At 60.3% G+C, this 22,152-nt stretch carries 18 protein-coding genes and 4 pseudogenes; 5 read left to right on the top strand and 17 right to left on the bottom strand.

Translation table 11 applies throughout. The features are described from left to right. Nucleotides 1–25: 25 nt before the first annotated feature. From JJB74_RS30830 to JJB74_RS30770, 13 genes are all read right to left on the bottom strand, one after another. Nucleotides 26–1,567 carry a tripartite tricarboxylate transporter permease gene (locus tag JJB74_RS30830; protein WP_200598397.1) on the bottom strand — a complete coding sequence of 514 codons (1,542 nt, stop codon included), beginning with the start codon at nucleotides 1,565–1,567 and terminating at the stop codon, nucleotides 26–28. Between the two features lie 3 nt (nucleotides 1,568–1,570). Next, the gene (locus JJB74_RS30825) at nucleotides 1,571–2,062 is read right to left on the bottom strand and encodes a tripartite tricarboxylate transporter TctB family protein (RefSeq protein WP_200598396.1); all 492 of its coding nucleotides are present in this window, start codon (nucleotides 2,060–2,062) and stop codon (nucleotides 1,571–1,573) included. Next, complete coding sequence (locus tag JJB74_RS30820; protein WP_200598395.1) at nucleotides 2,023–3,297, bottom strand: CaiB/BaiF CoA transferase family protein; 1,275 nt, start codon at nucleotides 3,295–3,297, stop codon at nucleotides 2,023–2,025. Before JJB74_RS30820 ends, JJB74_RS30825 begins: the two co-directional genes overlap by 40 nt. After that, a complete protein-coding gene (locus JJB74_RS30815; RefSeq protein ID WP_200598394.1) occupies nucleotides 3,258–3,728 on the bottom strand; it encodes a Zn-ribbon domain-containing OB-fold protein in 471 nt (156 codons plus the stop codon). The genes JJB74_RS30820 and JJB74_RS30815 overlap by 40 nt, the downstream gene beginning before the upstream one ends. Next, nucleotides 3,722–4,900 (bottom strand): thiolase C-terminal domain-containing protein, encoded by a 1,179-nt coding sequence (locus tag JJB74_RS30810; protein ID WP_200598393.1) that lies wholly within the window; start codon nucleotides 4,898–4,900, stop codon nucleotides 3,722–3,724. The genes JJB74_RS30815 and JJB74_RS30810 overlap by 7 nt, the downstream gene beginning before the upstream one ends. Nucleotides 4,901–4,902: 2 nt before the next feature. Continuing rightward, nucleotides 4,903–6,228 (bottom strand): CaiB/BaiF CoA transferase family protein, encoded by a 1,326-nt coding sequence (locus JJB74_RS30805; RefSeq protein WP_200598392.1) that lies wholly within the window; start codon nucleotides 6,226–6,228, stop codon nucleotides 4,903–4,905. Nucleotides 6,229–6,244: 16 nt separating this feature from the next. Next, the gene (locus tag JJB74_RS30800; protein ID WP_200598391.1) at nucleotides 6,245–7,213 is read right to left on the bottom strand and encodes a Bug family tripartite tricarboxylate transporter substrate binding protein; all 969 of its coding nucleotides are present in this window, start codon (nucleotides 7,211–7,213) and stop codon (nucleotides 6,245–6,247) included. A 100-nt stretch (nucleotides 7,214–7,313) separates the two neighbouring features. After that, entirely contained in the window at nucleotides 7,314–8,042 is a 729-nt protein-coding gene (locus tag JJB74_RS30795) for a FadR/GntR family transcriptional regulator (RefSeq protein WP_200598390.1), read from the bottom strand. Nucleotides 8,043–8,051: 9 nt separating this feature from the next. After that, the gene (locus JJB74_RS30790; RefSeq protein ID WP_234485006.1) at nucleotides 8,052–8,981 is read right to left on the bottom strand and encodes a PDR/VanB family oxidoreductase; all 930 of its coding nucleotides are present in this window, start codon (nucleotides 8,979–8,981) and stop codon (nucleotides 8,052–8,054) included. Between the two features lie 88 nt (nucleotides 8,982–9,069). After that, nucleotides 9,070–10,389: a Rieske 2Fe-2S domain-containing protein gene (locus JJB74_RS30785; protein WP_200598388.1), complete on the bottom strand. Its 1,320-nt coding sequence runs from the start codon at nucleotides 10,387–10,389 to the stop codon at nucleotides 9,070–9,072. A 189-nt stretch (nucleotides 10,390–10,578) separates the two neighbouring features. Then, on the bottom strand, nucleotides 10,579–12,363 hold the full coding sequence (locus JJB74_RS30780) for an FAD-dependent oxidoreductase (RefSeq protein ID WP_200598387.1): 1,785 nt from the start codon (nucleotides 12,361–12,363) through the stop codon (nucleotides 10,579–10,581). A gap of 3 nt (nucleotides 12,364–12,366) precedes the next feature. After that, the gene (locus tag JJB74_RS30775) at nucleotides 12,367–13,269 is read right to left on the bottom strand and encodes a fumarylacetoacetate hydrolase family protein (RefSeq protein WP_200598386.1); all 903 of its coding nucleotides are present in this window, start codon (nucleotides 13,267–13,269) and stop codon (nucleotides 12,367–12,369) included. Nucleotides 13,270–13,314: 45 nt separating this feature from the next. Beyond that, on the bottom strand, nucleotides 13,315–14,373 hold the full coding sequence (locus tag JJB74_RS30770) for a cupin domain-containing protein (protein ID WP_200598385.1): 1,059 nt from the start codon (nucleotides 14,371–14,373) through the stop codon (nucleotides 13,315–13,317). A 202-nt stretch (nucleotides 14,374–14,575) separates the two neighbouring features. Between JJB74_RS30770 and JJB74_RS30765 the strand changes: the two genes are divergently transcribed. Then, complete coding sequence (locus JJB74_RS30765) at nucleotides 14,576–15,490, top strand: FadR/GntR family transcriptional regulator (protein ID WP_200598384.1); 915 nt, start codon at nucleotides 14,576–14,578, stop codon at nucleotides 15,488–15,490. 100 nt (nucleotides 15,491–15,590) lie between these two features. On the opposite strand, the pseudogene JJB74_RS30760 reads toward JJB74_RS30765, so the two are convergent. From JJB74_RS30760 to JJB74_RS30750, 3 genes and pseudogenes are all read right to left on the bottom strand, one after another. Continuing rightward, a pseudogene (locus JJB74_RS30760) lies at nucleotides 15,591–16,065 on the bottom strand (IS630 family transposase); the annotation flags it as partial. A gap of 5 nt (nucleotides 16,066–16,070) precedes the next feature. Next, nucleotides 16,071–16,505, bottom strand: a complete 435-nt coding sequence (locus JJB74_RS30755) for a hypothetical protein (protein WP_200598383.1) — start codon at nucleotides 16,503–16,505, stop codon at nucleotides 16,071–16,073. A gap of 341 nt (nucleotides 16,506–16,846) precedes the next feature. Beyond that, nucleotides 16,847–17,881 (bottom strand): IS630 family transposase, encoded by a 1,035-nt coding sequence (locus tag JJB74_RS30750; protein ID WP_200598382.1) that lies wholly within the window; start codon nucleotides 17,879–17,881, stop codon nucleotides 16,847–16,849. A gap of 140 nt (nucleotides 17,882–18,021) precedes the next feature. Here JJB74_RS30750 and JJB74_RS30745 point away from each other — a divergent pair. Continuing rightward, nucleotides 18,022–18,290: pseudogene (locus tag JJB74_RS30745) on the top strand (helix-turn-helix domain-containing protein); the annotation flags it as partial. A 6-nt stretch (nucleotides 18,291–18,296) separates the two neighbouring features. Continuing rightward, nucleotides 18,297–18,749: pseudogene (locus tag JJB74_RS30740) on the top strand (IS66 family transposase); the annotation flags it as partial. 161 nt (nucleotides 18,750–18,910) lie between these two features. Here the strand turns inward: JJB74_RS30740 and JJB74_RS30735 are convergent. Further along, on the bottom strand, nucleotides 18,911–19,384 hold the full coding sequence (locus tag JJB74_RS30735; RefSeq protein ID WP_200598380.1) for an SDR family NAD(P)-dependent oxidoreductase: 474 nt from the start codon (nucleotides 19,382–19,384) through the stop codon (nucleotides 18,911–18,913). Nucleotides 19,385–19,410: 26 nt separating this feature from the next. Between JJB74_RS30735 and JJB74_RS30730 the strand changes: the two are divergent. Both JJB74_RS30730 and JJB74_RS30725 read left to right on the top strand, forming a co-directional pair. Next, a pseudogene (locus JJB74_RS30730) lies at nucleotides 19,411–20,526 on the top strand (IS701 family transposase); the annotation flags it as partial. A 339-nt stretch (nucleotides 20,527–20,865) separates the two neighbouring features. Further along, nucleotides 20,866–21,670, top strand: a protein-coding gene (locus JJB74_RS30725) for an IS5 family transposase (protein ID WP_200598379.1) whose coding sequence is annotated in 2 segments (ribosomal slippage) — nucleotides 20,866–21,195 and nucleotides 21,197–21,670 — 804 coding nt in all. Because the reading frame shifts where the segments join, the coding sequence is not laid out codon by codon here. Nucleotides 21,671–22,152: the final 482 nt, after the last annotated feature.

Here is a 22,152-nt window from a genome sequence, read left to right as displayed (position 1 = left end):
ACGCAATGGTGGGGCACCAGGGCACTCACGCATCCGCAACCACTTGCGCGTCCTCCTTCTGCGGCGCCGGCACCTTGCCGCGCAGCCTGCCACGCATCCAGAAGTACATCTGCAACACCACCACCAGTACGCCCACCCCGATGAACATCGCGCTGATGGGCCGCGTGACGAAGATCGACAGGTCACCGCGCGACAGCAGTAGCGCGCGCCGGAAGTTTTCTTCCACCATCGGTCCCAGCACATAGCCCAAGAGAATCGGCGCGACCGAGAAGTCCAACGCAATCAGCACCGCGCCGATCACGCCGAATACCAGCACCTCGCCCACTTCGAACAGGCTGTTGTTCGTGCTGTACACCCCCACCGCGATGAAGAACATCGCCGCCGGGAACAGGAAGCGGTACGGCACCTGCAGCAGCTTCACCCACACGCCAATGAGCGGCACGTTCAGGACCACCAGCAGGATGTTGCCCACCCAGAAGCTCGCAATCAGCCCCCAGAACAAATCGGCATGCTCGGAGATCAGCTGCGGCCCCGGCTGTATGCCCTGGATCAGCAAAGCGCCCAGGATCAGCGCCATCACCGCGTCGCCCGGAATGCCAAGGCTCATCGTCGGGATGAAGTCCACCTGGGTCTTCGAATGCGAAGACGCCTCCGGAGAAGCCACGCCTTCGATCGCGCCGTGCCCGAAGCGCCCCGGCGTCTTCGAGATCTTCTTTTCCAGCGCGTACGAGATGAAGGTGGTGATGGTCGGCCCGGTGCCCGGCATCGCGCCGAACAGCGTGCCCACCAGCGTGCCACGCACCATCGGCCAGAACGACTGCTTCAGCTCGGCCTTCGAGGGCCGCATGTCCTTGAGCTTGAGCTTCATGCCGCTGCCGATGACCTGCATGCGGTTGACGTTGTGCAGGAAGTCCGCCACGCCAAACAGTCCCAGCGCCAGCGCTACCAGTTCCAGCTTGTCGGACAGCTCGATGAAGCCGAAGGTAAAGCGCATCGTGCCCGAGTTCACGTCCGTGCCGACGATGCCGGCCAACAGTCCCAGGCACGTCATCGCAATGCCCTTCACCGGCGAGCCGCGCGACATCGTGCCGCCGGCGATCAGGCCCAGCAGCATGATCGAGAACAGCTCAGCCGGGCCGAATTTGAAGGCCACCTTCACCAGCAGCGGCGAAGCGAAGATCATCACCAGGATGCCGACCGAGGCGGCGAAGAAGGACGCGATCATCGTGATGCCCAGCGCGGTGCCGCCCTTGCCTTTCTTGGTCAGCGGATAGCCGTCCAGGCAGGTGACCGCATGCGGCGGATGGCATGGCAGGTTCAGCAGGATCGCGCCGATGGCGCCGCCGTATTGCGAGCCGTAGAAGATGCCGGCCAGCATCAGGATCGCCGGCACCGGGTGCAGCGTGTAGGTCAGCGGCAGCAGCATCGAGATGGCCGACAGCGCGCCCATGCCGGGCAACACGCCGATCAGGTTACCGACGAGCACGCCGAAGAAGGACCACATCAGGTTGTGCGGCGTAAGCGCCACGCCGAAGCCGTGCCACAGGTCGATCAGGGATTGTTCCATGGTTCAGCCCCAGCGGAAGAGCGGGAACTGCATCTGCAGCGCCCAAGAGAAGACGATGATGGCCACCGCAACCATGGCCAGCGCGAGCAGGAACGCGGTCTTGAAGGTGTTCTGGCGGTCGCCGAGGGCGGCGATGAAGGTCACGGCGAAGGTGGCCGGCACTAGCCCACCCCAGTGGCCGAGCACGATGAAGGCAATGCCAGCCAGGATGATGCAGAACCAGCCCCGCCATTCGGGTGGATGGACTGCCCTGCCCGGTTCGTGAGCGACCGTTACCGATCGCCGAACGGCGCCGGCCACGACGCACGCTCCCATCAGTGCAAGGACGGCGCCTACGCCAACCGGAAAGTAGCCGGGGCCCATGTGGCTCAAGCTACCGACTTGATAGTTAAACCCCTTCCATACCGCAGCTAGCCCCACAAAGAGGATTAAGCCGCCGCCGTAGTAATCATTGTTTAGCCGGGCATGCCAGCCCGGCGATCTTTCGTCTTGCATTTTCTTGTCTTCTCCATTCGAAACAGCAACGAAATGTCCGTAAATGGCCTTGCATGCCCGTACGCTGCGGGTGCATGCGGGGAAAAGAAGCTGCCCACGCAAATCTTATTTGATCCTTCAAGGGCTCTCGACACGCCAGGATGCCAATACTTCCGCCAGCGGCCGGGCTCAATTGCAATCTTGTTCTGGACCGCAGCGGGCGTTCTCGAAAACCTCGGCGCGGGCGCCGGCTGGCTGACGCCGGTGACCTCGATGAACGATGCGCGTTCAACGTTATGCGGATGGCGCATTGCCTCGCTTAGCGTGAGTACCGGCGCGAAGCATGCATCGGTATTTTCGAGCAGCGCCTCCCATTCCTCGCGGGTTCGCATCTCAAACAGGCGCGCGAATTCCTCCCGCAGCTGCGGCCAGTGCTGCCCGTCGAACTGGTACGCGCGCAGATCCGGATTCACCCCGACGCGCTCACACAATTCAGCGAAAAATTTCGGCTCGAGCGCCCCAACCAACACATACTGACCGTCAGCTGTCCGGTACACGTTGTAGTACGGCGCACCGCCGTCGAGCATGTTGACGCCACGGCGCTCGGTGTACTTGCCGCGCAGGGCGAACGAGGCGAAGAGACTCATCAGCGAGATCGTTCCGTCGGTGATCGCGGCTTCAAAGACTTGTCCCTTGCCCGAGCTCTGCCTTTCGTACAACGCCGCCAGGATGCCCGCAACGAGATACACGCTTCCGCCCGCGTAATCCCCTATCAGGTTCAACGGTATCGACGGCGGGCCGTTGGCCGGGCCGATGGCGCCAAGCGCGCCCGTCAGCGCGATGGAGTTCACATCATGCCCGGCGCGATGCGCCAGTGGCCCGGTCTGCCCCCAGCCAGTGATGCGTCCGTATACGAGTTTGGGATTTCTCTGCGCAAGCGACTCCGGTCCCAAGCCCAAGCTTTCCGTCACGCCAGGCCGGAAGCCTTCGATTAACACGTCGGCATGATCCAGCAGCGTCAATACCTCATCCCGGCTATTTGCGTCCTTGAGGTCGGCGACGACCACCGTGCGTCCGCGTGCAATGATGTCGGCGGGGCCGCCAATTTTCTTGCCGGTCCGCTCGATTGTGACCACGTCGGCTCCCATATCGGACAGCAACATGCAAGCGAATGGCGCCGGCCCGATGCCGGCAAATTCGACCACGCGCAATCCCGCTAGCGGCCCTGCGGATTGGCTTTGCTTGCGATTTTCCATTGCATCAGGCTATAGGGTGGATTGATATTTGGATGGTGCTCGAACACGCCCTCGACCGCGGTTCCGATCCGTACATCCTGCATCGGATCGCCGAGCAGGTTGCCCAGCATCCGGATTCCTCCGGCATGCGGAAGTTCTACCAGCACCACCAGGTACGGGCAGTGCCCGCGCAGGCAGGGATGCGATGGATGCCATACACGCTCCCAGCTGTAGATGAGGCCTTTCGCGTCAACCTGCGTCCACGGCGGATCGAACTCATGGCAGTGATGGCAGATCCACTCGGCGCCGAACTGCCAGGTTCCACAGTGATCGCATCGCTGCGTGAGCAGCTGACCATTGCGCAAGCCGTCCCAATATGGCGCCGACAAACCGTCCGCCTCCGGCAAGGGGATAGGCAAGCCCTCGGGAAGATAGAAATTTGCACTCACCATACCGCCTCCGATCCGAATAGGAGGCTGCTTACCGGCGTCACCATCGGTCCGCCTATAACGAGCGCGACATCGCTGCGCGCAGCCTGGTTCGTCGATGTGCCGCGCACCTGGCGCACAGCTTCCAGCACCAGTTCGAAGCCGTGCATGTAGCATTCGGCCAGATTGCCGCCACTGGTGTTGAGCGGCAGCCGCCCGTTCGGCGCGATCAGGTTATCCGCCGTCAGGAATTCGTTCGCCTCTTCCGGCTTGTAAAAACCATGTTCGGCCAGCGCCATCAGTACGCCGCCGGTAAAGTTCTCATAGCTTTGCACCACCCCAACGTCGGCCGGCTGCAAACCCGCCATTCTGTACAAATCGGGCGCAACCGTGGTAAAACTCGCGCTCGCGTACAGCGGCGCATTGTGGGGAGCCGCGGCGACCCGATGGTCGGAGCCGGTGGCAGCTCCCAGCAGGTAGGTCGGCTTGTGCGGGAAGTCTTGCGCCCTCTCGGCCGAAACTAGCAACAGCGCGGCAGCGCCATCGTTTTCCATGCAGCAGTCGAACAGATGGAAGGGTTCGACAATCCAGCGCGATTCGTCGTAGCTGGTCGTATCGAGCGGCTTGCCGCACATCAGCGCGCGTGGATTGGACTGTGCATGATGGTAGGACGCCAGCGCGATCGCGCGCAGCGCTTCCTGCCGGACACCGTGCTCGTGCATGTAGCGGCGCACCTTCATCGCGAATTTCTGCGGCGGCGCAAGCACGCCATACGGCATCTGGTAAGCCATGTCGCCTGAGATTGTCTGCCCTGCCGCCGCCTGGCCAAAACGGCCGTGCTGTCCCTGTGCCAGCCCACGGAAAACCACCACGCACTCGGCGAGACCTGCGGCGATTGCCGCAGCGCCATTGGCGACCGCCGCGCAGCAGCCTCCCCCGCCGCCGCCCCACTGCATCATCGTCGAACGCAGCTGGCGCGTGCCCAACGCGGCGGCGAGGCGCGACGGATCGCTGCGATCGTTGCCAAATGATGAAAAGCCGTCGATGTCGCGCGGGTCGATGCCAGCATCCGCGCAAGCGGCGAGGATCGCCTTCAGCACCAGCGTAAATTCGGCAACGGGCGACTGGCCGTGCTTGTAGTAGGTTGATTCGCCGATGCCGACCACGCCTGCTCGGCCGCGCAAGCTGTTGGCCATCGTCATTCGTTTCGCACCTTTACGGCTCCGGGTGCAGCCGGTTTTCCGGGGCCGGTGGAAGCTGCACCCGCCTCCAGCAACTGCTCGACGCGCTGCGCATCGTAGCCCAGCGTGTCACGCAGGATCTCATGCGTGTGCTCGCCGATCAGCGGCGCCGGCTTTGGATCGACAACTGGCGTTCGCGAATAGCGTATCGGCAGCGTAATGTTAGGAAGCCAGCCGAGGGTCGGGTGAGGTATGCGGCTGACGATGCCGCGCTCGCGCGCTTCCTTCGAACGCAGCGCCTCGCCGACGGTCCGTACCTCGCCGCAAGGGATTGCTGCCTCGCGCATGCGCGGCTGCCAGTACGACCATGGATGCTGTGCAAATGCCTCATCAAGGATGGGGAACAATTCCGCGCGGCGAGCAATGCGGCCGTTGCGATCCGCCAGCACCGGATCGTTCGCGAGATCGGGCCGCTCCAGCACCCCGGCAGCGAGACGCTGAAAGATCTTGTCGTTACCACAGTTGATGTAGAAGGGCTTATCAGCGGCCTGAAACACGCCGGACGGGCAGGTGTCGGGGCTGGTATTGCCGTGTCGTTGCGGGTCGGCGCCAGTAAACAGGTGCTGCATCGTCGCATAGCCTGTCATCAGCATGGCGTTGTCGAACAGCGCGAGCTCGACCGACTGCCCCTCACCGCTCCGTTCGCGGGCGAGCAACGCGCCCAGCATTGCATTGCAGGCCATCATTGCAGTGCTGATATCCATGACTGGCGATAGTGCGCGCACGCCCATACGATCCGCATAGCCGTTCATCGACACGAAGCCGCTCTCTGCCTGCGCGATCGGGTCGAACCCGAGCCGGTCTGCGAACGATCCGTCACGCCCATATGCCGACACCGAGCAGTAGATCAGCTTCGGATTTAGCGCCTTGCAGGCCTCATAACCAAGCCCGAGGCGCTCCATCACGCCGGTGGAGAAGTTTTCTGCGACCACATCGGCGGTTGCGACCAGTTCGAGGGCAACCTTCAGGCCTTCGGGCGACTTCAAATCCAGCGCGATACTGCGCTTGTTGCGGTTGGCCCAGAGATAAGGCGCGCCGAGTGTCGCGTCATCCGGATGGCGCGGCGGATAGTAGCGAAACTCGTCGCCGCGCCCGAGCGCCTCGATTTTGATAACGTCGGCTCCCATATCGGCCAGCATCATCGTGGCAAGCGGCCCCGCAATGAAATGCGTGAAGTCGACGACCCGAATGCCTTCGAGAGCCTTCGGCGCGCCGGAGGGCCGAGGGGTGGGCAGAGGAAACTCGTTTGCCAAATCCGACAAGGGGAAAGCGGTATTAACCATACGCTGATGTTCCTCATTACATGTGAATGTCGGCTTGCTTGACCACCGGGCCCCACTGCGCCCGATCTTCCCTGATCAGGTCGGCAAGCTGTTCCGGTGTTCCCGGATCGGGCTCGACCTTGCGGTCGAGCAATTTCTGACGCACCTCGGGCTTGCTCACCGCAGAGACGATCGCTTTGTTTAGCCTGTCCACTACGTCCTTCGGCATGCCTTTCGGCCCGAGTACGCCGAACCATGCCGCGCTTTTGAAGCCGGGGATGTCTTTTGCAATTGGCGGCACGCCCGGCACCACCTCGGTCGGTTGCCGGCTTCCCACGCCGATGTACTTTACCTTGCCGGTCTGCAGCAGCGTTGCGCCGTCAAGCCCCGTGACAAAGGCCGCTTGCAGGTCACCGGACATGAACGCGGTCATCACCGGCGCACCGCCCTTGTATGGGATATGTAGGATGTGAGTGCCGGCCATGGAATTTAAGTATTCGCCGCTCAGGTGGGACAGAGAACCGTTCCCCACCGAACCGAAGTTCATGCTGTTGCCATGCTGCTTCGCGTAGCCGATGAATTCCTTCACGCTGTTGACCGGCAGATCGGACCGCACCGTGAGGATCATCGGCGCGACCGCGACGTCGGAAATTGGCTCCAAGTCTTTCACCGGGTCATACGGCACCTTGCGCATGAAGTCGACAATCGCGTTTGGGCCGGTATTGCCGAAGACCAGCGTATAACCGTCCGGCTTGGCTTTTACGACCAGTTCGACGCCGATCGTGCCACCGGCGCCAGGCTTGTTCTCGATAATCACCGGCTGGCCGAGCGCTTCGCTCACCGGCTGCTGGATGATGCGCGCCAGTTGGTCGGTGCTTCCGCCGGCCTCGTACGGCACGATAATGTGGATAGGCTGGGATGGGAAGGAGTCCGCGGCCGCGGAACCGGCAAACGCGAGACAGGCCAGGCTCATCACGAGGCCAAGAGAAACGGAAAAATGGCGCATCTTGTCTCCTGTTGGATGGAAGGGCGATTTTTGCCGCTCTCGCCGGCGGCTCTCAACGCTATTTCAGTACGAGACGGATGTAATCCGTTCAAACAGCAAATTACTCAAGTACGGTTTTCCAGTACTGCCTTGCGCGATTCATGTGCGCCAGGATCAGCTTTCCTCCCTTGGCGGAATCCTTGCTCCTAACGTATTCGACTAGGCGCCTGTGTTCTCTGGCAGAGGCCTCACCCTGCTCCCTGTTCGCGAACATCACCACGCGCCGCTCGGCGGTGAGCTGATAGAACGCATTCAGCACGCGCACCAGGATCGAATTGTGTGCGGCGTCAACCATCGCGATATGAAACTCGGTATCCACCTCCGAGATGTTCCCGCCCTGCGCCAGCACTTGCTCCGTCTCGCTCAGCACCGCTTCGAGGCGAGCGATGTCCGCATCCGTGCGACGTTCACAGGCCAAGGTGATGGCAAGCACTTCGAGGTGGGCACGCACTTCCATCGTTTCGGCCACCTCGGTGACCGTGGGCGCAGCACCCATTCCGGTCAGCATCACGAGCGCTTCGAAGCTGCTTTCACGCGCGATGTGGCGCAAATAAATACCGGAATTCGGCCGCGACTCCACCATCCGCAGCGTGACCAGCGTAGCCAGCGCTTCGCGCACCGCGTTTCGTCCCACGCCGAGGCGCTCGGCGAAATCGCGTTCGGAAGGCAGCTTGTCGCCGGGTTGCAGTCGCCGCTCCTGCAGATAACCGAGAATGCCCATGATCACGGCGTTGCCGTGCGTTCCGTTCGCCGTCTTTGTCTTGCTTTGCTCGCTTGTTTCGATTGTCATGCTTCGTTCCTAGAGATCGAGTACGAGCGTCTTTGACCGGGAACCGGAACAGCAGATCATGATGCTGCGATTTTCCCGCTTCTCCTGGTCAGTCAGGTAATCGTCCCTGTGATCAGGCCCACCTTCGATGACTCCGGTCCTGCAGGTGCCGCAGATGCCCGACGAGCAGGAATACTGCACCGAGATATCGTTGTCCAGCAGGGTGTCGAGTATGGTTTTTCCGGGCAGGACATGCAGCCGTAGCCCACTGTGCTGCAGCACCACGTCGAAACCGCCGGCGGTCGCCGCGTCGGTGCCCGCGGCGAAACGCTCGTAGTGCACTGTGGCTTGTGGGCGTGACGCGGACGCTGCAAGGAAATCATCGATCATCGAGCGCGGCCCGCAGCAATACAGGTGCGCGTCTGCCGGCGCGTCCTTGACCAGCCGCGCGAGGTCGAGCCTTGGAACGCCCATGGAATTGAAACGCAGGTCGAGCTCTCCTCCGTGCTGCGTGAGTACCCGCAGTTCGTCGAGAAAGGCTGCGTGCTGCGGCGAGCGCGCTGAATAATGCAGCCGCCATGGCCGTCCGAGCGTGCTCAGCCGGCGCGCCATGGCAAGCAAGGGGGTGATCCCGATGCCGCCGGCGAAAAGGATCGACAATGACGCATCTTCCGCGAGGGGAAAGTCATTTTTCGGCGCACTGATGCGCAAATCGTCGCCAACGCGCGGCACGCCATGCATCCACGCCGAGCCACCGCGTCCGTCGGGCACGCGGTGAACTGCGACCATATAGCGATGGGTCTCCGCAGGATCATTCACCAGCGAATAACTGCGCACCATGCCGCCCGGAATATGGAGATCGATGTGTGCACCCGCGCTGAAAGCGGGTAGCGCTTCACCGCCGGCAGCGACGAGTTCGTAGGAAACGATGCCGTCCGCCTCCAGGCGGACCTGGCGCAAACGGACCTCCAACTGCGTGGCGCCAGGCGCGGAGTTCGAGGCAATTATGGCCATTGTGAATGCGGATAGTAAAAGGTCTAAACAGCGCTCAAGGCGTATAGCCCAGGTCGGTGCCGAGACGCGCCTTCATGAACTCGCTGCCGTCATCCTTCCAGGAGCCTTCCGCCGGGAGCGTCAGCGAAACCGCGCGCACCATCCACGCGTCGGGATCATCGCAGCGCGCCGGGCGCTGCTGATTAGCGGCAAGCTTGCGCACCTTGTCGAGCAGCATGCGGCGCGTCATCGCGACGCCAGTATCGCTGGTGCCAAGATGTTCCGCCGAACGGTCGTAGATCGGCATCACTCCCGACTGGCAGGCCGCGTCCTGGATCCATAAGCCCGGCATGCCCGAGTTGTATTTCCTGACCTGCACGTCGTAGTCGAAACCGTAAGCATTTGCCCGGTTGTACTTACTCCAGTAGCGGTGATATGGCACGCTGACGGCGCGCGTCTCGAACGAGTCCAGCGACGGGTGCGCCGTCTGACGGCCTGCGTGCCCCTGATCGAACAGCTTGCGCGTTTTTTCCGGCAGCGGGCGTACCGGATCGTAAGAAAACATGACGCAAAGCGAGTGCTCGTCGTCGATTGGCACCCAAGCATGGCCGCTCAGCTCCGGAAAGCCGGAAAACGGCGGCACGAAGGTCCAGAACGGCATGAGGAACTGGTTTACCCGCACGTAGCGCTTGTTCTCGCCCAGTTCGCGCAGCGAAGCGATGTGCAGACCGCCGTCATGCGGCAGGACTTCGAACTTCGGCGCCAGATCCGCTGCCTGTTTCCACTGGTTGATGTTGCCGCCCGCATCGACGCGGCCGTGCAGGATCGCAGCGTGCGCTGAATCGATTTCGCCTTCGAGCGCCTGCAGCCAATTGCATTCCTGAACGCGAAAGCTGATATACGCGTTTTCCGGAGGCACCATGTTCCATTCGATGTTTGGCAGCGGCGGCGGCACATCCTGGTCCGGCCCCATGTAGGCCCACGCGACCCCGTTGCGCTCCTGGCATAAATAGCTCTTGATCCGGGTACGGTCCTTAAGCCGGCTTTCCGCAGGCTCTGTCGGAGTATCCATCAGCTTGCCGTCAACGCCGAATTTCCAGCCGTGGTACACGCAACGTAACCCGCAGCCTTCGTTGCGACCGAAGATCAGCGGCGCACCGCGATGAGGACAGGCATGATCGACCAGGCCGATGCGACCTTCGCTGTCGCGGAATGCAACTAAGTCCTCGCCCAGCAAGCGCACTCGCTGCGGCTGACCATCGACCGCGAGGTCGCTCGACGGCAGGAAGGGAATCCAGTACAGCCGCATTAGCTGTCCCATCGGCGTGCCTGGACCAACGCGCACCAGCGATTCGTTGTCTTCTTTCGAAAGCATGTCTGCCCTTTTAGTGGTATCTCCAAACTGGTAGGACCATTATAGGAAAGGCCGCAATGCGAAGTCAATAGAATTGTTCTTTGCATTGCACCCAAGGAAGAGGGTTGTTGGTGGCAGCCACTGCATGCTGCCGGGCTAGCGGCCCTATCGTTTCCAATCGCGGTAGCGCGCGACGAATGAACAGTGAGCTCACATCCCGTCACGGAAAAGGCCCAGCCTCGGATGGCAGGACGCGGGAAGCGACGCCCTTAACCAAACATTCCATTTGCCCAGAGAGGGAAGAAGAAAATGCTCGCGCACGGCTCGGTCATGATCCGCCGCTGCCAGGCCGCCCTCCCCGGCCGCCCCCCGCACCACATCGATCACCCGCAATACGTCGCCCGGTTCCCGATCACCCCGCCATGCACTCTGCCCATCCGGCCGCACCAGCACCAGCCGCCGCTCGTAGATGTCCCGCGCGCCGGCGTCAAGGATGGTCTCAACCCGGAGCGGTAGTCCCCGCCTCTGGGCCGCCGACACAAAGCCTTCACCGGATGGCGCATCCTCGCCGAAGCGCAGCAGCACAAATTCCCGCCCGAACAAGTCCAACGTCGACTTTCTCTCTGCGAGCCACACGTGCGGCGCGCGGGACCCCGGCCGTGCGGTTGGCTGATAAGTCTGCACGGTATCCGGCGGCTGCGGTGTGCCGTCGGGCACGATGATGGGTGAATGTTCATACATGTACCCGAGATGGATGCCGATGCTGAACCACTCGCGCTTCATTGTCTCGGTATAGCGGTCACCGAATTCCTTGCGCGCGCGATCGCCTTCGGGGGAATCCTCAAACAGTTCCTTAGGCGGCTGCGCCACGCGCGGATTTAGCATCCGGTTCAGGTTATCGGTGGCCTCGGCTACGTTGCGCAAGCCTACCGGCCGCTGTTCGGACTCGTATGAGCCCAGCAAATGCTCGCCGCCCCATCCTTCGATTCTCGCAGCCAGTTTCCATGCCAAGTTCACCGCATCTTGGATGCCGGTGTTCATCCCGAATCCCCCAGTCGGCGAGGTGAGATGCGCAGCATCGCCAGCGAGAAACACTCGTTTAGCGCCATAGCGGCGCGCAACCTGCTGGCGCCGCACCCACGGCAGGATCGACAGGATCTCAAAGTCGAATTCCCGCCCGACTGCACGCACGATCGCCGCGTGCAGTTCCTGTTCGGAGTACGCACGCCTTTCGCTGTCACCGACCAGCGAAAAACGCCACTGGTCCCGACCATTGATTGCCACAAGCGTGGCCCAAGTACCCTCGAGCCCGATGAAGATGTAGCGGTAAGCCGGCCGCATCCGATGTAGTTTTTCCAGTCCGTCGCACCGAAAAATCACGTTGGTTGTATAGGTGAGCGCCTCGGGCCCATCCATCGGAATATCTAGTTTGCGCCGCACCGTGCTGGCACCGCCGTCAGTGCCGACCATGTAGGCAGTGACGACTGTTTCCTCTTTCCCGCTGCGCAGGTCCCGCAGGGTCGCCACCACCTTGTCGTCGTGTTCGGTGAAATCGATTAGCTCGGTTTCATAACGTAGCGTGCACAATCCGGATCGCTCCGCAAACCGGCGCAGCACTGGGTCGAAGAAATTCTGCGGACACCTCTCTCGCTTCTGCGGGCTCTGCGGTGGACACTTCTCCGCGCGCGGCGCGGGAAAAAATTCTCGTCCGAATTCATGGCCGTTCAGGTTGGTCACCCAAGCGCAATCCTGCGGATAATCACGGTTGTATCCGGCGCCTTCGACCCACGGCACGATGCCCCAGCGACGGCAATACTCCATCGAGCGGATGCCGACCATGTCCATCTTTGCCTGACGGATCGCACCATCGGATTTTTCCACCAGAATCGTACGGATCCCGCGCCAGCCGAGGTCGCCCGCAAGCGCGAGCCCGACCGGGCCAGCGCCGACGATCAGTACCGGCACATCATTGTTCTTTGTTCCTGTTGCCGCCATCGATCACTCCTGCGCCGCCTCGAACAGGAACGGCGCCACCGCGTCCGTTTCGCGCACGTACACCGTCATCTCACCTACCTTTTCGATGCGTATCATCACCTTGTCCTGCGCGCGGATCGGGCCTATGCCTTGCGGCGTTCCGCTGGCGATCACGTCGCCCGGGTACAGCGTCATCACCGACGACGCCAGTTCAATTAATTCGGCCACATCGACGATCATGTCGGCAGTGTTCGCGTCTTGCCGGCATTCACCGTTCACGAACAACTGGTTGCGCAGCTTTTGCGGATCGCCCACTTCATCGGCGGTAACGATCCACGGCCCGAGCGGAGTGAAGGTCTCGAAAGATTTGCGCATCACGCGCTCCTCCTCGGCGACGTCTTTCACGATGCGCATCGTTACGTCAATTAGGCAGCTATAGCCGAATACATGATCGAGCGCTTGCTCGCGACGCACGTTGCGCGCAGTTTTACCGATCACGACCGCGAGTTCGGACTCGTGATCAAAGCGGCGCTTGGATCCGCGCGGTAGCTCGATGCCGCGCGCAGGTCCGGTCAGCGAGCCGCTTGCCTTCATAAACAAGCCCTGCTCGCGCGCCGTGCGCCCCTTCTTCGTGACCGCCATCGCCCCCATCTCTGCGATATGCTTTGCATAGTTCGCCGGCGCAGCCAGCACGTGTACTGGGCAAGGGTTTGGCGGCAGCAGTCGCACCGAGTCAAGAGGCAGCGTCCGCGCGCTGCGGCGGGCTTCCCGCAAGCGGGGAGCGACCGCCTCCCAATCCGCAATTGCGCGATTCATGAACACCGGCGGCCAAGCACCGGACGCATCGGGAATCGCGGAAGTCACGTCATAGATTTGGTCGCCTTCGACCAGTCCGACGCGGTAGTCATCGAATACGGCAATTTTCATGGCAATGAATTGTTCGGTTTGAAAGAAAGCTAAGGACGAACCGCACTATCGCCGCACACGCTCTTCGCGGTACAGACCAAGCGCCTGCAAAGCCGGGATATCGTTAACCTGGAGTAGGCGCGCGGGCCGGTCGCCATCGTTGCAATGCGCGTAAAAAGTCCAGGGAGGAATCGCGATGAAGTCGCCTTGGCCCCATTCAAATTTCTGGGCGCCGACCGTGGTCCTGCCGCTGCCATTAATCACGTAGTACACCAGGCTGCCGGTATGGCGTTGCGGAAGGCAGGCATGGTTGGGGCGTAGCCATTGCAGCCTGGTGCCGATAGTCGTCAGCGCCGGCCCGCCAGTCACCGGATTCCGGTATTCGAGAAGCGTGTCGTCGTGCGGATCGGGCGGTAGTTCGGCAGCTGCGGCAAGCGCCGCCTGTGCTTGTGCGGCCGGATAGGCGAGCAAGGGGTTGACAGGATTGTGGTGCTGCGCGCGCACCGGGCTCATTACGCCGCTTCCGAACTGCTGAAGCGAGCGCCGTGGATAGTCGGATACTGGTTGTGGCTCGACCTGCGAGCCCTCGAAGAATGTCGCATGCATGTGCCGCACCAGCGAAATATCGAGGATATCAAGCCAGATCATTGGCGCATCGCCCCGATGAATGTGATCGTGCCAGGTCCAACTCGGCGTGATCACGAAGTCGCCCTCGTTCATCGGGTATTGTTCGCCATCGACCGTGGTCCAGGCGCCGTTGCCCTGCATGATGAAACGCAGTGCTGTTGCCGCATGCCGATGCGCGCCCGCAATCTCGCCGGGCAAAATCACCTGGATGGACGCCCACAGCGTGGGGGTGGTGCCGTACGGCAGACCGGGATTAGCGAGGCGCAGCGTGCGCCGGTTGCCGCCGGCCTGCATCTTCAGCCCCTCGCCGACCCGCTTCAGCAATACCGACAGATCGGACCAGCGCCAGTGTAGCGCATGCATTCGCGACTGCGGCTCGCGGGTGAACAAGGGAGGATCGTCCGGCTGGTGGATCCGGCAATGAAAGTGCCCCAGTTCCCGGTCCAGTTCGCGCCGTGTGTCGGCGTCGTTCAACTGACTGTCATGCGTTTCAGACATATCACGTCCTCGTCGAGCTATTGCCGATTGATGGATCTTGTCGCTCGCGAAGCCGGAGTACTCACACCAGCTCGAAAGGTCCTACCTTTTATGCTAGTTGCAGAGAACCACTAAGTCAACAGATCTGTGAGCGCGTCAAGAAAGGTAGGATGTTTAGACTGTCTGAACCTAAGCTGTCGGAAGCTACAATACGGCCGCAAAGTTGTTCTCATTTTTTATTGCTCGGTTTTTTGCGAATGCCAGACGCACCGTGAAGCTCGAGAGCCCCATTTTCTACGGGATGAATATGGATTCAGTTCGCACCAAAGCGACCGCCAGCAAGCCGCCTGCCCTTGTGGAACCGGCATCGCCCAGAAAGCTAGCACCGCCAGAAACGTCGCGTATCGCGGAAAGGCCCCGTCGAACGTTCGAAGACATTTGCCTGCAGATCCGCACCGAGATGCAGGAAGGGCGGCTGAAGCCAGGTGATCGGTTGCCTGCCGAGCGCGAGCTGGCTGAGCAATTCGGTGTATCGCGCAACGCCGTGCGCGAAGCCTTGCGCAGCCTGGAAGTGGCGGGAGTAATCGCGTGCCAGCGCGGCGTTGGCGGTGGCGCTTTTATCCGACATGGCGATCCCCGAATCATCACGCAGGCAATTTATGATATGGTGCTGCTGGGCCGCATTTCCACTGAAAGCCTGACCGAGACGCGCATTCTATTGATGAACAACGCTCTGAGACTGGCCTGCACTAGAGCAACCAACATGGACTTTGACGCAATCGAGCGCGACATCGACTTGGTCGAGCAGTTGACCCACAGCGGCGACCTGAAAGGACGGTCGACTTACATCACAAACTTTTACAGCTTGGTTGCGCGCGCAACGCATAATGAAGTCATGGTGATGCTGATCGATTCGCTGTCCGAAATTGTCCGCCACCTTTTGGACCGGATCGCGCCGACACCGCGCACCGACGTCATTGAAGTGAGACGGGCGATCCTGAGGAATCTACGCGCTCGCGATGCGGAAGGCGCAGTGTTGGTTATGACACGCCACCTGGAAAGGCTGAGCCGACAGTTGCATGCAAAAGAAAAGGCTCTGACCAAAGGCGCTTTGCCGGCCAGATCACAGGCATCCTGATGACAGGCAACGTGCATTCGCCATTGCTCCGCGATCCCGGCTTTTGCAAAGAAAGCGACTTGATACTTCAGTCCTGAAATTCGTGGCTTGGGGCCATTACTCAGCAGTCGTGAATATAGGCGATAGTGGGCACATTAAAGAATGAGCGTACGAGGTCTGGCCGATCCTGAATTTCAGTGAGCTGCTCAATGACTTTTTCCTGAAGTTTTTCGCCCTGACGTAACGGGCGCCGGGCTACGGGTGCGCTTGACGTGGCTCCATACGAGTTCATCCGGATTCAGGTCGGGAGCGTAGCCAGGCAGGAAGTGCAGCGTCAGTTTCCCCTTGGTCGATTCCACATACTCGCGCACGCAGGCCTTCTTATGCGCCGGCAAGCTATCGAGCACCAGATGCACCGGCCGCCGGCGATAGCGCATCATCGTCTTGAGCAGGGTGACAAACAGCTCGGCATTCAGGGCGCCTTCATAGGTACAGAACCAGAATGCGCCCTTTGCATTGACGGCTGAGGCTGCGCTGATCGATTGTCGCTGCCCAGGGCGTTGCACCACCGGCGTCTGGCCGCGCAGGCCCCAGGTCATGGCTATCCTCCTCTTTCTGAGCGTGTTTCAATCCATGTCCAAGCCACGACGCGTTCGTAGTCACCCATCCAGAGCTTGTCCTCGGTATCGCTGCGGTCAATGTCCGGATCGAAGAACACGGCACGGAAAGGCAGCGGTAAAATTTCGGTATGCCAGTACGGCGCCAGCTTCAACGCTACTGTTTTGACCAGCTGCTGCACGTCGTCTTCTACCCCAACGACAAAGGTCAGCACGCGCTGGCCATGATGGTGAAGGTGGGACACCAGGTTCGCGCCGACCGGCTCATACGAAAACTCGTAATCGGGGAACAGGTCGTTCCGCTCTGTCCTGTTCTTGATCCAGGTACTCACGCGTTGGATACTGGCCTCCTCGACTTCCTGCCGCGGCGACATGCGCACATGGCCAGTATGAATGGTCAGGTGGTAGAGATCGGTCATGGTGGGCATTATCCTTTGCTTACGATATTGCAGACAGACATGAGTGCCGCCCATCCAAACAACCTTGGTGGCAGCGACAGACGGTACGCACAAGTGCCTTCTTGCCCGGCAGGGAGCCGCGACCGCAACTTTGCTATGCCCCATCATTTTCGGAAACAATGCTGATGGCGAGCAGATAGCCGATTCGCTTATTCCCGGTAGAGCACAAAACCGCATGTGCATGGGGCCATGAATAAATAGGTGTGTATAAAATTGAGCGACGTACGATCTCGTCTGGAAGTCGCCTACATCGGCCCGACTGAACTCACCTACCCGACATACTAACTTTTTGCAAAGTAAAGTCACTGTCTCGCGTATTGACACTCAGGCTGTTTGAAGAAGGATCTCACCAACCGTGGCAGTTTCTGAAGACGGCGTAGCGCACCAAGCGCCAACTTCTTCATATCGTCTTTAGCCTGTACCGCCTGCTTGCTGACACGGCGCTTGACGTGCGCCCAGACTTGCTCGTCCGGGTTCAAGTGGGGCGCGTACGGCGGTAGGTAAAACAGCTGAAGCTGTCCGTTGAGTCCTTCCACGTAGTCCTGCACCAGCCGGGACTTGTGAATCGGGTGGCCGTCGACAATGACGAAGACCGGCTTGGTGGCCCCGATCATCAGGCGGCTCAGGAAGTCCTTGAACACTGGTGCGCTCACCGTTCCCTCATGCACCATGAAACGGAAGTCTCCGCGTGGGCTGACGGCAGAAATCATATTCAGCGAGAAGCGGCGGCCAGTCACCGTGACGACCGGCGTTTCCCCAACCGGCGCCCATGTGGTGCCGGTGTGATAGTCAGACCGGATACCTGCTTCATCGGCAAAGTACACCATGGCCCCAGCTGCGCGTGCCTCTGCCTTGATCTGCGGATACGTCTTCGTTTCCCAGCGCCTGACCATGGCCGCATCTTGCTGCCATGCTTGGTACAGCGGCTTCTGCGCCGAAAAGCCGAGCAGTTTCATGATCCGGCTCACCGCGGCCAGCGACATCGACTTGCCAAACTGACGGTGAATCAGCTTGGCAATCAGCGTCAAGGTCCACAAGCCATACTCCAGCTCGAACTGCTGCGGCGTATGGTCTCTGACCGCTTGCGCGATCCAACGCATTTCTTCATCGCTGAGCTTGGGTGGGCGTCCGGGGATCGGCTTGGCGAGCAACGCCTCGTCTCCGCCGTCGGAAAACTTGGCCAGCCAGTTGAATACCGTGCGCACGTTCAGGCCAAATGCCGCCGCGACGCTGGTTGCCGTCTGCCCCTCACGTACGGCCCTGATGGCCTGCTGCCGCATGACCTGCAGCGTATGGTGGTCGAAGTTGCGACCGTCTGACGTTCGTTTGCATTTCATGTCGCCATCATATCAGCGATATGACATTACTTCGTGAAAGGTTAGTAAACGACCAGAAAAAACCATTACCCTTTACTGAGCGGTCGCAAAGTTAGTCGACAAATCCGGAACACGTTACCGGTGGCGTAATCGAATCTTCCATGAAACGAGACGGAAGCACATTCGATCATCGAACGCTGGAAGCGATCCGTTTGATGGCCATTGAGCGAGTCCGGGAAGGCGAACCTCCGGTGGAGGTGATTGCCTCGTACGGGTTCAACCGCACGACGATTTACAAGTGGCTGGCGGCTGCCGCGCAAGGCGGAGATCAAGCCTTGGAATCGACGCTGACCACTGGACGGCCACCGAGTTGACGCCCGACCAAGAGAAGCAAGTGTTTAGCTGGGTGAATGGCCAAGATCCCCGCCAGTAGGGGGTGCGCGGCGAGTTGCCTGAAGTGCGGCGGGCGGCGAGACAATTGCGGGCCAGGCCGTTGCTTGAATCCCTGCATGCTTGGTTGCAAGGGGCGTTGACCAGGCTCTCGGCCAAGTCGGAGACATCCAAAGCGATCCATTACATGCTGGATCGATGGCAAGCGCTCACGCGCTATGTGAATGATGGTCGCATTGAAATCGACAACAATATCGCCGAACAGGCTCTGCGTACCGTGGCCGTTGGCAGGAAAAACTGGTTGCACTGCGGCTCTGACGCTGGCGGCGAGCGTGCTGCAGCGATGTACAGCCTAATTGGCTCGGCGAAAATGAATGGCCTTGATCCGTTTGCCTACCTGCGTCATGTCCTGACACATCTCCCAGATCTGCCGATCACTCGGATTGACGAAATGCTTCCCTGGAACGTTACGAGCGCACTCGCAACGGAATCTGCATAGGCGTCGCACAAACCTGTCCCTTGCTTCAAAGCGCTTACCTGCAATTGGCCGGCAATGCAATACGGCCTTCACCGAATGCTTACGCCGCGGTCGCGACGAACCACTCTCAACTTGGGATGGTTCTCTTCCATGGGTGTCCACCTCCGTTACTGGTGGACACATCATCCTCGACTGGAGTGCAACTTGATAGACGTCGTTAAATGACCGCTTACGAAACGTTTGAGCGGAATTTCCGCGAGACGCTGTTCTCCCGCCCGTGCAACCAGTTCATCCGACATACGTGTGCGAATTAGCCCAGGCGCGACCGCATTCACAAATACCTCGGGAGCGAATTCGCGTGAGAACGTCCTGACCAGGCCAACGACTTCACCTTTGGCGGCAGCATAGGCGGCTCGACCGACCGCGCCGCGTTGAAATGCACGTGAACTGGCGAGCACGACATGTCCAGGCCTCGCTTTGCTACGTGCTTCGAAAAACGCAATCGACATGTCGTAGGCAGTGGTAAGATTGCTTGCGATGGCTCGGTCCCAGACTCCATGCGGCGCAGGATCGAGAAGGTCCTCCTCGAATAGTCCAGCCATATGAATTAGTACTACAGTTGTAATTGCCGATATTTGTCCTAGGATGTAGTTCAAGATTGCAGCTTGGAGGAGCGGTGATCATGGACGCTGTTATTCAGAAATACCGGCAAGAGAGCCGGATGTGGCAGCAAACTCTGGACGATCTGCTGGCGCGTATCGGGCGGCGTTTTGGGCGTAAGGAAATGCAGCAGCGCGCCCGGGATTATTTGCAAGGCTTACTGCAGCCTGTCGAGCGTAAGAATGGCTGGCAGCTGGCCGAGGTCACTGGCCAGCGGGTGCCCTACAGCATTCAGCACCTGCTGGATCGGGCGCGGTGGGATGCCGACGCGGTGCGGGACGACGTGGGCGCCTATGCCCTGGAGTACCTGGCCGACCCGGACGCGGTACTGGTTGTGGACGAGACGGGGTTCCTTAAGAAGGGACATCATTCGGTTGGCGTCGCACGCCAGTACAGCGGCACCGCAGGCCGCATCGAGAACTGTCAGATCGGCGTATTTCTGGCCTATGTCAGCAACAGGGGCCGCGTGTTGATCGATCGCGAGCTGTATCTACCGCGGGAATGGACAGACAGTGACGAAGATCGTATTGCCGCGAAGGTGCCCGAGACCGTTTCCTTTGCCACCAAGCCAGAGCTAGCCCGACGCATGATCGAGCGTGCAGTCGCTGCAGAAGTGCCGTTTCGCTGGGTCACCGGCGATGAAGTCTATGGCAATCATCGCCGCCTTCGCCTCTGGCTGGAACAGCAGCAGATCTGGCATGTGCTGGCACTGGCTTGCAACCAGTACGTCTGGCTACCGTGCATGCGGCAAGTCACCGTACAGGCTTTGGCCGCTACCGCCTCTGCTGAGGACTGGGTCCGGCTGGCTGCCGGGGACGGAGCCAAAGGGCCTCGGCTCTATGACTGGGCGCGCTTGCCGTTGCTGAGCTGGCAGATAGCCGGTGAGCGCTGGCTGCTGCTGCGCCGCAGCCTGGCCAACCCGCAAGAAATCGCCTATTACATTGCTTACGTGCCGCCCGGCTGTCCCCTGGAAGCCATGGTGCGCGTGGCTGGCTCCCGCTGGGCCATCGAAGAGTGTTTCGAAGCGGCCAAGGGAGAAGTCGGCCTGGACCAGTACGAGGTCCGTAGCTGGCATGGCTGGTATCGGCACATCACTCTGGCCATGACGGCGCATGCCTACCTCACCGTCTTGTACGCGATCTCGGCGCAGCGGCCGATGTTAAAAAAAAGACCCGCGACGACGCCATGCAGCTTTGGAAGCAACAGCGATTACATTAGTACCGCTGAGCGTGCGGGAATTGCGCAAGCTGATATGGCAGATACTCGGACAGGTGCGTCCGTGCCTCGCATTCATCATCCATTGGTCACATTGGCGACGACATCATCAGGCCATCGCCATGCTCTGTCACTGGCGCCGACGGCTGAGGGCAGCATGAATTACAACTGTAGTATTAGAATGTCTAACAAAACCACATCGGGATGAAACGGCGGCGGTCTGAAGCGATCGAAGATCTATCGAGTTTGGGGAGTCATTGCCATGGCCAAACCGCTTCTTCCCGATGAGCTATGGAATTTTATTGAGCCACTCTTGCCAGCCCGTACGCCATCGCCCAAGGGTGGGCGGCCACGGCTCAGTGACCGTGCGGCACTGACTGGCATTCTGTTTGTGCTGAAGACAGGTATTCCTTGGGAGTATTTGCCGCAAGAACTGGGATGCGGCTCGGGCATGACGTGTTGGCGGCGCCTGCGCGATTGGCAACAGGCCGGAGTTTGGCAGCGCCTGCACCTGGCCATGCTGCATCGAATGCGCGAATACGACCAGATCCATTGGGAGCGCGCCAGTGTGGACTCGGCCAGCGTGCCATCCCCCCCACGGCGGCACGCTTACCGGCTCCAATCCCACCGACCGCGGCAAATTCGGCTGCAAGCACCATCTCATCGTTGATCAGCGTGGACTGCCACTCGTTGTCCAAATCTCCGGCGCCAACGTGCATGACTCTCAAATGCTGTGCCCGCTGATCAATGCTTTGCCCTTGGTGGCCGGTCTATCGGGACATCCTCGCCGGCGCCCCGACAAGCTGCATGCGGACAAGGGTTATGACTACGCTTGCTATCGCCGCTGGCTGCGTCAGCGTGGCATTACGCCGCGCATTGCACGTCGCGGCCAAGAGTCCAAGGAGCGCCTTGGGCGCTACCGTTGGGTGGTAGAGCGGACCATTGGCTGGCTACATCGGTATCGTCGCCTGCACATCCGCTACGAACGCCGTGCCGAGATTCATTTAGCCTTCCTCTACCTCGCGTGCTCACTGATTTGTTGGCGCTTTATTCAACGGTTTTGTTAGGCGCTCTTAATGCACTAATGCCTTGCCCCGCTCGTACAAACACCGCCGCGCACGCTGCTGGCGAATCCAGCGGCGACTCACTGACAGTGACAGAACCCAATGGCATCAAGGCTTCTTGCGCCGATCGTAACCTCTCTCCATCTACATCAACCAGGTGAACCTGCCCCCGGCTTCGAGGAAAAGCCGGGCACAGGCCATGCCTATGCCGCCCGCACCACCTGTAATCAAAATACGGCGACCTCTGAATTCACTCATGTGCGTCTCCTTTGATATTCCATTTCTGCTATGTGTGTCGCGTCCCGGTTTTCGCCCCCTGTGTTGGCAAACGTCATTCGAACATCTCCAGACTGACGTACTAAGCAGGTACGCAAAAGTCTTTTGAAAAGACATGCTTCAACCAAAAGTGAGGGGATAGTACGCCGGAAGCCCGCAATGCTTCCTTATTCGATAGACTGCGCAAATACGTGATGAACGAGTCAGCC

The organism is Noviherbaspirillum pedocola (assembly GCF_016632335.1).
In the GTDB taxonomy this organism is placed as follows: Bacteria; Pseudomonadota; Gammaproteobacteria; order Burkholderiales; family Burkholderiaceae_D; genus Noviherbaspirillum_A; species Noviherbaspirillum_A pedocola.
The sequence above is the reverse complement of the archived record's forward strand: the minus strand, read 5'-3'. Positions and strand labels throughout refer to the sequence as shown.